This is a genomic window from Streptomyces sp. JK94 (assembly GCF_053613315.1).
Map to the genome: position 1 here is coordinate 301,445 of NZ_JBSICH010000011.1, position 14,131 is coordinate 315,575.

Annotated in this window: 11 protein-coding genes and 2 rRNA genes; 5 read left to right on the forward strand and 8 right to left on the reverse strand. The window is 72.6% G+C overall.

Features of this window, described 5'->3' with window-relative positions; translation table 11 throughout:
- Positions 1–81 precede the first annotated feature (81 nt).
- The 6 genes from hpf to mtnA form a co-directional block, all read right to left on the reverse strand.
- Positions 82–774: a ribosome hibernation-promoting factor, HPF/YfiA family gene (gene hpf / locus ACVV2G_RS11835; protein WP_453842608.1), complete on the reverse strand. Its 693-nt coding sequence runs from the start codon at positions 772–774 to the stop codon at positions 82–84.
- Positions 775–1,087: 313 nt separating this feature from the next.
- Complete coding sequence (locus ACVV2G_RS11840) at positions 1,088–1,996, reverse strand: ComF family protein (protein WP_453842609.1); 909 nt, start codon at positions 1,994–1,996, stop codon at positions 1,088–1,090.
- A gap of 139 nt (positions 1,997–2,135) precedes the next feature.
- On the reverse strand, positions 2,136–3,977 hold the full coding sequence (locus ACVV2G_RS11845; protein ID WP_453842610.1) for an LpqB family beta-propeller domain-containing protein: 1,842 nt from the start codon (positions 3,975–3,977) through the stop codon (positions 2,136–2,138).
- Positions 3,967–6,072: an MtrAB system histidine kinase MtrB gene (gene mtrB / locus ACVV2G_RS11850; protein ID WP_453842611.1), complete on the reverse strand. Its 2,106-nt coding sequence runs from the start codon at positions 6,070–6,072 to the stop codon at positions 3,967–3,969. The genes ACVV2G_RS11845 and mtrB overlap by 11 nt, the downstream gene beginning before the upstream one ends.
- A 1-nt stretch (position 6,073) precedes the next feature.
- Positions 6,074–6,763 carry a two-component system response regulator MtrA gene (gene mtrA / locus ACVV2G_RS11855; RefSeq protein WP_191862447.1) on the reverse strand — a complete coding sequence of 230 codons (690 nt, stop codon included), beginning with the start codon at positions 6,761–6,763 and terminating at the stop codon, positions 6,074–6,076.
- Between the two features lie 4 nt (positions 6,764–6,767).
- Complete coding sequence (gene mtnA / locus ACVV2G_RS11860; RefSeq protein WP_453842612.1) at positions 6,768–7,910, reverse strand: S-methyl-5-thioribose-1-phosphate isomerase; 1,143 nt, start codon at positions 7,908–7,910, stop codon at positions 6,768–6,770.
- Between the two features lie 138 nt (positions 7,911–8,048).
- Here mtnA and ACVV2G_RS11865 point away from each other — a divergent pair, with 138 nt between their 5' ends.
- From ACVV2G_RS11865 to ACVV2G_RS11885, 5 genes are read left to right on the forward strand one after another with little or no spacing between them, the layout of a single operon-like run.
- The gene (locus ACVV2G_RS11865; protein ID WP_453842613.1) at positions 8,049–9,410 is read left to right on the forward strand and encodes a DUF7847 domain-containing protein; all 1,362 of its coding nucleotides are present in this window, start codon (positions 8,049–8,051) and stop codon (positions 9,408–9,410) included.
- Between the two features lie 37 nt (positions 9,411–9,447).
- Complete coding sequence (locus ACVV2G_RS11870; protein WP_453842626.1) at positions 9,448–10,200, forward strand: DUF4129 domain-containing protein; 753 nt, start codon at positions 9,448–9,450, stop codon at positions 10,198–10,200.
- The gene (locus ACVV2G_RS11875; protein ID WP_453842614.1) at positions 10,197–11,417 is read left to right on the forward strand and encodes a DUF4350 domain-containing protein; all 1,221 of its coding nucleotides are present in this window, start codon (positions 10,197–10,199) and stop codon (positions 11,415–11,417) included. Before ACVV2G_RS11870 ends, ACVV2G_RS11875 begins: the two co-directional genes overlap by 4 nt.
- A complete protein-coding gene (locus ACVV2G_RS11880) occupies positions 11,417–12,406 on the forward strand; it encodes an AAA family ATPase (RefSeq protein WP_453842627.1) in 990 nt (329 codons plus the stop codon). Before ACVV2G_RS11875 ends, ACVV2G_RS11880 begins: the two co-directional genes overlap by 1 nt.
- Positions 12,406–13,716, forward strand: a complete 1,311-nt coding sequence (locus ACVV2G_RS11885) for a DUF58 domain-containing protein (protein WP_453842615.1) — start codon at positions 12,406–12,408, stop codon at positions 13,714–13,716. The genes ACVV2G_RS11880 and ACVV2G_RS11885 overlap by 1 nt, the downstream gene beginning before the upstream one ends.
- Positions 13,717–13,824: 108 nt before the next feature.
- On the opposite strand, the gene rrf is transcribed toward ACVV2G_RS11885, so the two are convergent.
- A 5S ribosomal RNA gene (gene rrf, locus ACVV2G_RS11890) occupies positions 13,825–13,941 on the reverse strand.
- An 85-nt stretch (positions 13,942–14,026) separates the two neighbouring features.
- A 23S ribosomal RNA gene (locus ACVV2G_RS11895) occupies positions 14,027–14,131 on the reverse strand; the annotation flags it as partial.

Sequence of the window (14,131 nt, forward strand, 5' to 3'; positions counted from 1 at the left end):
CCTCGCGCACCGTCGCACACCGGTGCCCCTGGGGGCGCACACGCGCTCCAGGGGCACCGGTTCTGCTGTCATCCGGCGTCGTCAGCGGCCAAGCGCGTCGCCCGCCTCGGGAGCGTGCGCCTGGGTGACCATCGTGTCCGTGGTGAGGTGGATCACGCCGTAGTCGTAGGCGTGTCGCCGGTAGACGACGCTGGGCTCCTTGGTCTCGGAGTCGACGAACAGGTAGAAGTCGTGCCCGACCAGTTCCATCTCGTAGAGCGCCTGGTCGAGGGTCATCGGCGCGGCCACGTGGGTCTTCTCGCGGACGACGAGCGGGCCGTCGCCCTGCACCTCGAGCGAGCCGATCTTCTTGGTGGGGACGCCGTCCTGCTTCTCCTCCGGGACGACGTCACCGTTCCCGTCGAGGGTCGCGGCGCCGGGGACGTGGTCGGCGACCTCGGCTGCCGAGATCCGGCGCGCTCCTCGGCGCGAGAAGCGCTTGTCGTGCTGCTTGCGCAGCCGGGCGTCGAGCTTCTCCGCTGCCAGGTCGAGCGCCGCGTACGGATCGCTCGCCGCTGCCTCCGCCCGGATCACCGGACCGCGGGAGCGGAGCGTGATCTCCACTCGGTCGCAGCGGTCGGCCTGTCGGGGGTTCGGCTCCTTGGACACCTCGACGTCGAGGCTGATCACCTTGCCATCGAGCTTCTGGATCTTCTCCAGCTTCAGCTTCTCGGCCACGTGCTTCCGGAACCGCTCGGGCACCTCGGTCTTGCGGCCCTTGACGACGATGTCCACGCAGAACTCCGTTCCCGGATCGCTCCGCCTCGACGGCGGAGCATCTCCCTTTCGCACCAGGTTCCGGTCCATCCCGGAACCTCGGACTCGGTGACTTCCACCTCCTCCCCCACGGGCGGGATCTCCACTCCACCGGTGCGGGTGATGACGGTAAAACCCACAGCACGGCATTCGGATGTAAGAGGTGTGGCCTGCGGCTTTGCCTCACAACCGAACATATCTCGCCCGGACGGAAGTCGTCACCCTCTACTGCGGCGTACCTCCGTTCAGGTGAATTGTTCCTCCCATTACCTGCAACGTCACAAGATCTCAGTCAGTTCCGGTTTATCTCGAAGGAATCCGGTGACGACGCGACCACTGCCGCGCAGACCGCTTGACGGATCACGCCACCGCCTCCATTCGGGCCCGCCATTCGGGGCCCGGTCTTCCGTTCCTCTCTGCCTTCCCCTGCCGCCGACGGATACACAGCCGAGTTCACGGCCGGCAGGGGCCCCGGCCCCGCTTCCCGTTGGGACGCGGCGGGCGCCCCCGCGCACGCCGCCGCCGGGCCGGCCCGGGCCGTCGCCGCGCGTACGGCACGCGCCGCCTCCGTCAGCGACGCCCCCGTCGTCATGAGGTCGTCGACCAGCACGACGGGCCCGCCGCCGCACAGCAACCGGTCACCGCCGGCGACGACCGCCAGCGCGCCGGCCAGGTTCTCCAGCCGCTGCCGGGCGTCGAGCCCCGACTGGTCGGCCACGGCGTGCCGCTGCCGCAGCACGGCCACCACCCGGGCGTCCGTCCCGTGCCGCCGCAGCTCCCCGGCGGCCGCGAGGGCGATCCGCCGCGCCGGGTCGTGCCCGCGCCTGCGCACCGCCCGGCGCGCGGACGGCACGGGCACCAGCAGCACCGGCCCCCACGCGCCCGCCCCACCGGCGCCCGACCGCAGCTCCCGCAGCCCTGCCCGCACCGCCCCCGCCAACGCCGCACCCAGCGGTGCCGCGAGGGCAAGCGCACCGCGCTCCTTGTGGGCCAGCAGGGCGGCCCGCACCTCGTCCGCGTACCGCGCGGCGGCGTGCACCACCGGCAGTCCGGGCGGCTCCGGCACCGGCCGCACCCGGCGCGGCACCGCCCCGGTCAGGGCCTTGCGGCACTCGGCGCACAGCACGGCGCGAGCCCTGCCGCAGCCTCCGCACTCGGCCGGCAGCACCAGGTCCGTGAGATCCCGCCACCATTCCCGCATGGCCACCACTGTGCCGAGGTCCGCACCGCTCGGCCAGGCCTGTGGAAAACGCCGGAGCGCTCCCCTGTGGACAACTCCGCCCAGCGTCCACCGCGCCTCACCCGTACGAGTGCACGCACGCCTCGCGGCAGCCGGGGCCTCACCCCGGATAGACCGGCGCCGACCCCTCCGCGACCTTCTGCCACTGCAACCCGGACGGCAGCCGGACGATCAGGTCCTCCGAGTACGCCACCAGCGGCAGCCGCTCGTCCTCGGTCGCGGCGATCTCCTTCACACCGGTCAGCGCGGCGGGCACCGACGCCTCCGGCGTGGAACCGTCGACCTGCACGTATCCGATCTGCTGAACGCCTCCGCGCTCGCGCCCGACCACCACCAGCCGGCTGTCGCCGGCCCAGGACATGGCCGTGACCTCCTCCAGCTCGGGGGTCGCGGAGCGCGGTTCCAGGACGGTGACCGCGGGCGGACCGCCGGCCCGGTCGTCCCGTTCGATCCGTCCGATGAGCAGCGAGCGCTCGTCGTCCTTCTCCACGATCAGCGCGATCCGCACGCCGTCGGCCGCCACGCGCACGGCCTGGACCCGCCCGTCCAGCCCCGGCGTCTGCACCTCCACCGGCTCGCCCGCGCCCTCCTCCAGCAGCAGCAGGCGCGGGTCGGCCGGGTCGCGGTCGGCGATCCACAGGTCGCCCTGCGCGTCCCAGCTGGGCGGCGTCAGCCGGTTCGCCTCCGACTTGCCCTCGCTGACCAGCACCGGGTCGCCGAGCGAACCGCCCGACACCAGCGATCCGACGTACAGCGACTTGTTGTCGAGCCCGATCCCGGCCGCACTGTGCTCGTCCCGCGACACCGCCACCGACCGCAGGGCCGCCACACCCTCGCCCAGCGCACCGGGGACGCGTTCCGGCCGGGTCCCGTTGCTGCCCGCGGCGATGCGTACCAGGCGGTCCTCGTCGTCGATGAAGTACAGGTAGTCGGGCCGCTGGGCCGAACCGCGCGTCGCGACCGCCTCCGCCCGGTCCTCGGTGAGCGAGCAGAGTTTCGCACTGCCCGAGCGCAGCTCGACCTCGTCCACCACCGGGGTGAGGTTCTGCAGGGTGAAGAGGAGCTGCGCGGCCATCTCGTCGCACTTGCCCGTCCCGACCCCGGCCGCCCTGTCGTTCAGCCGCACCGTCAGCTTGTTGTGGTCGTCGGGGGTCAGCGAGTCGACGTTCTCCGCCAGCGCCGTGCCGGTCGGGAAGCTCGACCGCACCACGGGTCCGAGCAGGCTCGTCGGGCCGCTGATCAGGGAACGCACCACCTGGGTCATGGGGTCCACGAGCCGGCGCACGTACACCGGATCGGCGACGGCCGCCGGCTGCGCGCTCGTACCCGCCCGGGTGACGGAAGGCGCGTTCGAGGCGAAGTAGTACTTGTTGACGGACATGTAGGTGCGCTGGAAGTCCGACTTGCCCATGATGACGCCTTGCGGCACCGAGTCGATGCGCCACTGCCCGCTCTTGCCGTCCCTGGTGAGGTGGACCGGCTCGCGGTACTGACCGTCCGTCGGCGCGTACGACTGCTGGGCGTCCACCGTGGCGACCCGGGTGCCGGTCAGCGTGACCGAGTAGTCGTTGGCCTCCTCACGGCTCCCGGAGTGGTCGGACTCGGTTCCCGGCCCGCCCGCGAGCACCGTCGTGGACCGCTCCGGCCGCCAGGTTTTCGCGGCCTCGCCCGTCAGGTACTGGCGCGCCGTCTCGTAGTGCGGTTCGTTGCTGGTCAGTGCCTCCAGGAAGCCCTGCACGATCTCCGTGGGCGAGTCGCCCTCCCGCGGCGGCATCGCGAACACCCGTACCTGCGGGTCCTGCCGGGGCGTGGAGTCCACACCGTGCAGATCCCCCCTGTCGGGCATCGACGCGCAGCCCGCCAGCAGTACGAGACCGCAGACGGCGTACGCCGCCACGCGTGCCGGCACCCGCCGACCGCTCCCCTCACGGTCAGCGCCCACGAGATGCCTCCCCTTGCCTGCTCGGTTCCTCGGGCCCGGCGTCCGGGCGGTCGGCCGTCTGCGGCACGGACCCGGCGTCCTGTCCCCGGGCACCCGACACGGGCCGCGGGACCACGCGCGCGCCGTTGCCGGGCAGCGCCGTCGGATCGGCCGTGGGGACCGCCGCGGCCGACGGCGGGGTGATCGGCCCCCGCGCGGACACCGCGGGCCCCCGGCCGCCCGACGCCTGCGCCGGGACGCCCGCCGTCCTGTCCGCGCCGTGCGGCGTGCCGGTGTCCTCGCGGCCGGTGCCGTCGGACGCGGCGTCGTCGAGGCCGGCGTCCTGGAGTTCGCGACGGCGCCGCGAGTCCGTCGGCTCCAGCGGTATCGGTGAGCCCCGCAACGGCTCGTCCGCGGTCCTGGGCAGCGTCAGCCGGAACTGCGAACCGCCACCCGGCTCGCCCCAGGCCTGCAGCCAGCCGCCGTGCAGCCGCGCGTCCTCCAGGGCGATCGACAACCCCAGCCCCGTTCCACCGGTGGTACGCGCGCGTGCCGGGTCGGCCCGCCAGAAGCGGCTGAAGACCCGGGTGGCCTCGCCGGGCTTGAGCCCGACCCCGTAGTCGCGCACCGCGACGGCCACCGCGCCCCCCGCCGCGGCGAGCTTGACGACGACGTCATGGCCCTCGCCGTGCTCGACGGCATTGACGACGAGGTTGCGCAGCACGCGCTCCACGCGCCGGGCGTCCGCCTCGGCGACGACGGGCTGCTGGTCGCCGACGACGCGTATCCGGGTGCCCTTGCGCTCGGCGAGCGGCTCGGCCCCGCTGACGACCCGCCGTACGACCTCCCTGAGGTCTATCGGCTCGGCCTCCAGCGCCGCGGCGCCCGCGTCGAAGCGGCTGATCTCCAGCAGGTCCGCGAGCAGCGTCTCGAACCGGTCCAGCTGGTCGGCGAGCAGCTCGGCCGACCGCGCGGTCACCGGATCGAAGTCCACGCGCGCGTCGTGGATGACGTCGGCGGCCATCCGCACGGTCGTCAGCGGTGTGCGCAGCTCGTGCGACACGTCGGACACGAACCGCCGCTGCATCCGTGACAGGTCCTCGAGCTGGCTGATCTTCAGCTGGAGGTTCTGCGCCATCTTGTTGAAGGCCTCACCGAGCCGGGCGATGTCGTCCTCGCCGGTGACCTTCATCCGTTCCTGGAGCCGCCCCGCGGACAGCCGCTCGGCGACGCCCGCCGCCATCCGCACCGGTGTGACGACCTGCCGCACCACGAGCCACGCGATGGCCCCGAGCAGGACGACGACGAAGAGCCCGGCCGTCGCGAGCGTGCCTCTGACCAGGCTGAGCGACTTCTCCTCCTGCGTGAGCGGGAAGAGGTAGTACAGCTGGTACGGCTCGCCGTTCGGATCGTTGACCTGCTTGCCGATGACCAGCCCGGGCTGGGAGGCCTCGCCGGAGTCGTAGACGATCCGCGTGTAGCTCTGCGCGGCCGCGGTGTCGCCGTCGATCCGCTCCCGCAGCTCCTCGGGCACGCTGTCCGACCAGTTGACCAGACCGGAGGCGCGCGGGCCGCGACCACTGCCACTGTCCCCGCCCATGGGGAGCGTGACCACGTCGAAGGCACCCTGGCCACCGCTGGAGAGCGACTTCACCAGTTCACTCATCCACTGGATGACGTTCTGCGGGGAACCGCCGTCCACGGGTGCGCCCTCGTCACCGCTCACGCTGGCCGCCTCGTCGGCCTTCTGCTTGGCCACCGCGAACCCGCCGGTGGCCTGGCTCTGGGACGCCTTCACCTTGGCGTCCAGCAGGCCGTTGCGGACCTGCCCGATCACCACGAAGCCGAGCAGCAGCACCACGCCCAGCGACATCAGCAGCGTGGTGACGACGACCTTGAGCTGGATGTTGCGCCGCCACAGCCGCATGACGGGCAGCAGCGGGCGCCGGACCCAGCGCATGAACAGCCGGAGCACCGGGCTGCCCTGCACCCCGCCACGCAGCAGCCCGCCCTCCAGCAGGCGGCTCCAGCGGGAACCGGCGGGCGGGGGGCCGACAGGCCGTCCGGCGCGGCCCCCGGAACGGCCGGGCGCCGAAGCGGCACTGTCCCTGCTCATGTCAGCTCGGTCCCGCCTTGTAGCCGACGCCGCGGACGGTCACCACGATCTCCGGCTTCTCCGGGTCCTTCTCGACCTTGGAGCGCAGCCGCTGGACGTGCACGTTGACCAGCCGGGTGTCGGCCGCGTGCCGGTATCCCCACACCTGCTCGAGGAGCACCTCGCGCGTGAACACCTGCCACGGCTTGCGGGCCAGCGCCACCAGCAGGTCGAACTCCAGCGGCGTCAGCGCGATCGACTGACCGTCCCGCTTCACGGAGTGACCGGCCACGTCGATGACCAGGTCGCCTATGGCGAGCTGCTCCGGCGCCGGCTCCTCGGACCTCCTCAGGCGCGCCCGGATACGGGCCACCAGTTCCTTCGGCTTGAACGGCTTCACGATGTAGTCGTCGGCGCCCGACTCCAGACCCACCACGACGTCGACGGTGTCACTCTTCGCCGTCAGCATCACGATCGGCACACCCGACTCCGCCCTGATCAGACGGCACACCTCGATGCCGTCCCGACCGGGCAGCATCAGGTCGAGCAGCACCAGATCGGGCTTGGTCTCCCGGAAGGCGGCCAGCGCCTTGTCGCCGTCGGCTACGAAAGATGGCTCAAAACCCTCACCACGCAGCACAATGCCGAGCATCTCGGCCAGTGCGGTGTCGTCGTCGACGACAAGGACTCGTCCCTTCATGAACGCCATCATCCCATTAGCTAATCGTTACCTGGCGTGACCTGGCACACAGCTCGGCGAGAGCCTCGGCCGTGACGGGCGAAACCACGCCCTCCTCGGTGACGATCGCCGTCACCAGTTCGGGCGGAGTCACGTCGAACGCCGGGTTGTACGCCTGGGTTCCCAGGGGTGCCACCGGAATCCCGCCTCCTGCTCCCGTCACCGGCACCCGCGGTGCTGTGACCTCGGTCACTTCGTATCCGGGACGCTGCTCGACCTCGATCGACGCCCCGTCCGGAGTGTCCGGATCCACCGTCGTGACCGGTGCCACCACAATGAACGGCACATGGTGGTACCTCGCGAGCACGGCGAGCGGATAGCTCCCCACCTTGTTCGCCACCGAACCGTCGGCCGCGATGCGGTCCGCACCGACGATCACCGCGTCCACCTCACCCGACGCGAACAGCGAACCGGCCGCGTTGTCGGTGAGCAAGGTGTACGCCATGCCGTTGCGGGCCGCCTCGTATGCCGTCAGGCGAGCACCTTGCAGCAACGGACGCGTTTCGTCCACCCACAGGCGCCGCAGCCGCCCCGAACGGTGCGCGGCGAGTGCCACCGCGAAGGCGGTTCCCTCACCGCCCGACACCAGCGCACCGGTGTTGCAGTGCGTGAGGACCCGGTGCCCGCCGGCGGGCAGCAGCTCGTCCAGCAGCGCCAGCCCGTGCGCGGCCATCCGCACGCTGGCCTGGGCGTCCTCCCGGTGCAGCGCCTGCGCCGCGGCCAGCGCGGCCTCGGCCGCCTGCCGGGTGTCGCCGGTCCTGGCGAGCGCCTCCTGGTGGGCCGCGTGTGCGCGGCCCACCCCGACGGAGAGGTTCACCGCGGTGGGACGGGCCCCCGTCAGCGCGACCGCGGCCTCCTCCACCTCGAAGCCCCGGGCGGCGGCGAGCGCGACACCGTAGGCGCCCGCGACGCCCAGCAGCGGTGCCCCGCGCACGGCGAGCGAGCGGATCGCCTCCACGAGCACGGACGCGTCCGTGCAGACCAGTTCGACCTCCTCGGCCGGCAGCCTGGTCTGATCCAGCAGGACCAGCACCGGACCCTCGGGGGGTTCCTCCCAGCGCAGTGCCGGTATCTCGGTCGACCGCTTGCCCTCGCCGCTTCGCGCGTCCTGATCAGCCATGCGGTCAGTCTGCCCCCTGAGCGGCGGACCATAGAAGGGCGCAGCCCTACCGTGCCCGGTCCGCAGTGGACCACCCCATGGCACGATGGCTGCCAACCTGCCGCCGCGACCGCGGACGGGCACCGTGAAGGAGCGACGATGAACGACACTCCGGGCTGGGCCTCGCCCGGATCCTCTCCGTCCGACGGGCGGGAACCCGGCGCGTCCGGACCCGCCGAGCCCGCCGACCGCCCCGGTGGCCCCGGCCAGCCCGCGCGGCCCGCGGACCAGCCGGGCGCGGAACCGACGAACCCCGGCACGAAGTGGTCCAAGGAGCAGCCGCCCCCCAGCCAGTGGTCGGCACCCACCGGCCCCGGCCAGGCCCCGCCGCCCCCACCACCGCACCAGGGCTGGGGCGCCCCACCCCCGGGCCACCCCGGCGGCGGCCCGGGCGGCTACGGCGGCCAGGGCGGAGGCTACGGCGGCTACGGCCCTCCGGGTGGCCCCGGCGGCTGGGGAGGCGGCTGGGGAGGCCCGCCGCCCGCGGCCAAGCCCGGCGTGATCCCGCTGCGCCCGCTCGGCGTCGGCGAGATCCTCGACGGCGCGGTCTCCACCATGCGCACCTACTGGCGCACGGTCCTCGGCATCTCGCTGACCGTGGCGGTGTTCACGGAGGTCATCGTCGTCCTGCTCCAGGGACTCGTCCTGGACGGCGCCGACTCCGAGGTCCTCAACGACCCCGACGCCACCCTGAGCGAACTCGGCGACGCCCTGACCGACACCATGCTCGACTCCGGTGTCGTCTTCCTGATCTCCCTGGTCGGTACCGTCCTGGCCACCGCTCTGCTGACGACGGTCACCAGTCGCGCCGTGCTCGGCAGGTCGGTGACGATCGGTGAGGCCTGGCGGGACGCCCGGCCCCAGGTGGTGAAGCTGTTCGGCCTGATCGTCCTGCTGCTGCTCATCGTCGCCGCCATCGTCACGGTCTGCATGGCTCCGGGACTCCTCGTCTCGGCCGCCGGGAGCGACGCGGGGCTGGTCCTGGCCGTCCTCGGCTCCCTGGCCGCGGGTGTCCTCTCGGTGTGGCTCATGGTCCGCCTCTCACTGGCCTCCCCCGCCCTGATGCTGGAGAAGCAGGGCATCAAGCAGGCGATGAGCCGCTCGGTGAAGCTGGTACGCGGCTCCTGGTGGCGGGTCTTCGGCATCCAGCTGCTCGCGACGGTCATCGCGAACGTCGTCGCGTCGATCATCGTCATCCCCTTCACCTTGCTCGCCGCCACCGTCGGCAGCGACGGCATCGGCGGCTTCCTCGACGGCAGCGGGGACCTCGGCTGGACGTTCCTCATCGTCAGCGGTATCGGCTCGGTGATCGGTTCCATGATCACCTTCCCGATCACGGCGGGCGTCGCCGTACTGCTGTACATCGACCAGCGCATCCGGCGGGAGGCCCTCGACCTCGAGCTGGCCCGTGCCGCCGGTCTCCCGGGTTCCGGCGCCTCCGGCACCACTCCGGGGAGCTGATGCGGTGAGCCCGGCGGGGGGAGTTCTCACAGAGGTGCTGGCACGCACCGCCGTACGGACGTGGTCACACGCCGGCGACGACACCTCCGTGCTGTCGCTGTCACGGGCCGGTGACGAACCGCCGGTCACCCTCCCGCGCGATCCCGCGCGGGAGGCCGCGCGGCGCGAGCTGTCCAAGCGGATGTACCACGAGGACGACCCCAGCTGGTTCCAGCGGGCCCTGAACGCCTTCTGGGACTGGATCAACGAACTGTTCAGCAGGGCGTCCACCGCGACTCCCGGAGGAACGCTCGGCCTGGTCGTCATCGTCGCGGCCGTCCTGGCGGTGCTGGGCGCCCTCTGGTGGCGCCTGGGCACCCCGCGCCGCGGGCCGACCTCCACACCCGCCCTGTTCGACGACCGTCCCCGCAGCGCCGCCGACCACCGTGCCACGGCCGAGGCGCACGCCGCCCAGGGGCACTGGAACCAGGCCGTCCAGGAACGGATGCGGGCCGTCGTCCGCGCCCTGGAGGAACGCGCCCTCCTCGACCTCCGTCCCGGCCGCACCGCCGACGAGGCGGCCACCGAGGCCGGCCGCTCGCTGCCCGCCCACGGCGGCCGGCTGCGCGCCGCGGCCCGGGACTTCGACGACGTCACGTACGGCGGCCGTCCCGGCACCGAGCAGTCGTACCGGCGCCTCACCGAACTCGACCGCGACCTGGAACGCAGCAGTCCGCACCTGGCGGCCAGCACGGCCGGCCACGCGGCCGACAGCACGGGCGCGAACACCCACCGGGGAGCCGCCGGATGACCACCGAGGCCACGCTCCCCACCACCTCGGCCTCGCCCACCGCCCGCCAGGTGTGGACCCGCGCGCGGGGCATCGCGCTCGCGCTCGTCGTGCTGCTCGCCGGCGCCGTCGCGATCGCCGTGGTCCGCTCCGACGCCCGGCACGGCGAACTCGACCCGCGCTCCGCCGACCCCTACGGCAGCCGGGCGGTCGCCGAACTCCTCGCCGACCGGGGCGTCTCCACGCGTGTGGTGACCACCCTGGACGAGGCACGGGCCGCGGCCGGTCCGGACACCACGCTCCTCGTCGCGGTCCCCGACCTCCTGACCGAACGCCAGCAGACACAGCTGCGCTCGGCGACCCAGGACTCGGGCGGCCGTACTCTCCTCGTCGCGCCCGGCGGCTCCGCCGTCGAACGACTCCTCCCCGGCGTCACCGCCGATCCCGCGCTCAGCTTCGACTCGACGCTGGCCCCCGGGTGCGCTCTGCCGGCCGCCCGGCGTGCGGGCACCGCCGACACCGGCGGCATCCGCTACAGCAGCTCCCACGTCGAAGCCGACGCCTGCTACCCCAGCCGGCGTCTGGCCACCCTGCTGCGCGTCCCCGACGCGTCCGGGAAGACTCCCCGGGCCGGCATCCCGGGCGACACCGTCGTCCTCGGCGCCCCCGACATCCTCTACAACAGCCACCTCGACGAGCACGGCAACGCCTCGCTCGCCCTCCAGCTCCTCGGCTCCCGCGACCACCTGGTCTGGTACCTCCCCTCGCTCACCGACGCCAACGCCCCGGACGACGAACGCAGCTTCTTCGACCTGCTCCCCTCCGGCTGGCTCTGGGGCACCCTGCAACTCTTCATCGCCGCGGCCCTGGCGGCCCTGTGGCGGGCACGCCGGCTCGGCCCCCTGGTGCCCGAGAAACTCCCCGTGCCGATCCGCGCCTCCGAGACGGTCGAAGGCCGCGCCCGCCTCTACCGGAAGGCGAACGCCCGCGACCGCGCGGCCACCGTTCTTCGCTCCGCCACCCGCACCCGCCTCGCCCCCCTCGTCGGCGTCCCCGTCCCCCAGGCGCACACGCCCGAGGCCCTGCTCCCCGCCCTGTCCGCCCACCTCGACGGCGAACACGGCGACGGACAGTCCCTGCACGCCCTCCTCTTCGGCCCGCCGCCCGGCGACGACGCGGCCCTCATCGCCCTCGCCGACCAACTCGACGCCCTCGAAAGAGAGGTACGCCGTCCATGATGGACCCGACCACTGACAACGCCGGGCGGACCGGGGACCCGGGCAACGCCCGCGCCTCCCTGGAAGCCCTGCGCGCCGAGATCGCCAAGGCCGTGGTCGGCCAGGACGCCGCCGTCACGGGTCTCGTCGTGGCCCTCCTGTGCCGCGGCCACGTCCTCCTGGAAGGCGTCCCCGGCGTCGCCAAGACCCTCTTGGTCCGCGCCCTCGCCGCCGCGACGGAACTCGAGACCAAGCGCGTCCAGTTCACCCCCGACCTGATGCCCAGCGACGTCACCGGCTCCCTGGTCTACGACACCCGCACCGCCGAGTTCTCCTTCCAGCCCGGCCCCGCCTTCACCAACCTCCTGCTCGCCGACGAGATCAACCGCACACCTCCGAAGACCCAGTCGTCCCTCCTCGAAGCCATGGAGGAACGGCAGGTCACGGTCGACGGCACGCCCCGCCCCCTCCCCGAGCCCTTCCTGGTCGCGGCGACCCAGAACCCGGTCGAGTACGAGGGCACCTACCCCCTGCCGGAAGCCCAGCTGGACCGCTTCCTCCTCAAGCTCACCGTCCCCCTCCCCTCCCGCCAGGACGAGATCGACGTCCTCACCCGCCACGCCTCGGGCTTCAACCCCCGTGACCTGCGCGCCGCCGGTGTACGCCCCGTGGCGAACGCCGCCGACCTGGAGGCGGCCCGCGCCGAGGTCGCCAAGACAACGGTCTCTCCGGAGATCACCGCCTATGTCGTCGACCTCTGCCGCACCACCCGCGAGTCGCCGTCCCTCACGCTCGGCGTCTCCCCGCGCGGAGCCACGGCCCTGCTCTCGACGGCCCGCGCGTGGGCCTGGCTCACCGGCCGCGACTACGTCACCCCCGACGACGTGAAGGCCCTGGCCCTCCCCACCCTCCGGCACCGCGTCCAGCTCCGCCCGGAGGCCGAGATGGAGGGCGTGACCACGGACTCCGTGATCAACGCGATCCTCGCCCACGTCCCCGTCCCCCGCTGATGGCCTTCACCGGACGCGCCGCCCTCCTCGCGGCCCTGGGCTCCGTCCCCGTCGGTCTCTGGGACCCCGGCCTGACGAGCGTTCTCGCGGTCAACGCCCCGTTGGCGGCGGCCTGCGCCTGCGACTTCGCCCTGGCCGCCCCCGTACGGCGTCTGCGCCTGTCCCGCACCGGCGACACCTCAACCCGTCTGGGCGACACCGCCGACGTCACGTTGACGGTCACCAACCCCTCCTCCCGCCCGCTGCGGGCCCACCTCCGCGACGCGTGGCCGCCCAGCAGCTGGCTGCCCGGCGCGGACACGGCAGCCTCCCGCCACCGCGTGACGGTGCCCGCCGGCGAACGCCGCCGCGTCACCACGCGCCTGCGCCCCACTCGCCGTGGCGACCATCGGTCGGATCGCGTGACGATCCGCTCGTACGGCCCCCTGGGCCTCTTCTCCCGCCAGGGCGCCCACCGCGTCCCCTGGACAGTGCGCGTCCTGCCGCCTTTCGCCAGCCGCAGGCATCTCCCCTCCAAGCTTTCCCGCCTCCGCGAACTCGACGGCCGCACGAGCGTGCTCACCCGCGGGGAGGGGACGGAGTTCGACAGTCTGCGCGAGTACGTCCCCGGCGACGACACCCGTTCCATCGACTGGCGCGCGACAGCCCGCCAGACCACCGTCGCCGTACGGACCTGGCGCCCCGAGCGAGACCGGCACATCCTGCTCGTCCTCGACACCGGCCGCACCTCCGCGGGGCGCGTGGGCGACGCCCCCCGTCTCGACGCCTCCATGGACGCCGCGCTGCTCCTGGCCGCTCTGGCCTCCCGCGCCGGCGACCGCGTCGACCTCCTCGCCTACGACCGTCATGTACGCGCCCTCGTCCAGGGCCGGTCGGCAGGCGACGTGCTCCTGTCCCTGGTCAACGCGATGGCCACGCTGGAACCGGAGCTCGTGGAGACCGATGCCCGCGGCCTTACCGCCACGGCGCTGCGCTCAGCCCCTCGCCGTTCCCTGATCGTTCTGCTCACGACACTCGACGCCACCCCGATCGAGGAAGGGCTCCTCCCCGTCCTGCCGCAACTGACGCAGCGCCACACGGTCCTGCTGGCGTCGGTGGCGGACCCCTACGTCTCCCGCATGGCCAAGGCCCGTGGAGACACGGACGCCGTCTACGAGGCGGCAGCGGCGGCGCAGGCCCAGGCGGAACGCCATCGCACCGCCGACCAGCTTCGCCAGCACGGTGTCACGGTCGTCGACGCGACCCCCGACGACCTCGCTCCCGCCCTGGCCGACGCCTACCTGGAACTGAAGGCGGCAGGACGCCTCTGACCGGCGGGGCCCTGCGCCCCGCCCTCTCTTTCACTTTCACTTTTCACCTGCTGCGTAAACGCAAAAAACCCCGCACCGTTCCCGGTGCGGGGTTTTCTCGCAATAATTGTTCGGCGGCGTCCTACTCTCCCACAGGGTCCCCCCTGCAGTACCATCGGCGCTGTAAGGCTTAGCTTCCGGGTTCGAAATGTAACCGGGCGTTTCCCCTACGCTATGACCACCGAAACACTATGAAACAGACAACCAACCGGTGACCAACACAGTCTGATTGTTCGTGGTTTCAGAACCAACACAGTGGACGCGAGCAACTGAGGACAAGCCCTCGGCCTATTAGTACCGGTCACCTCCACACCTTGCGGTGCTTCCAGATCCGGCCTATCAACCCAGTCGTCTACTGGGAGCCTTACCCCATCAA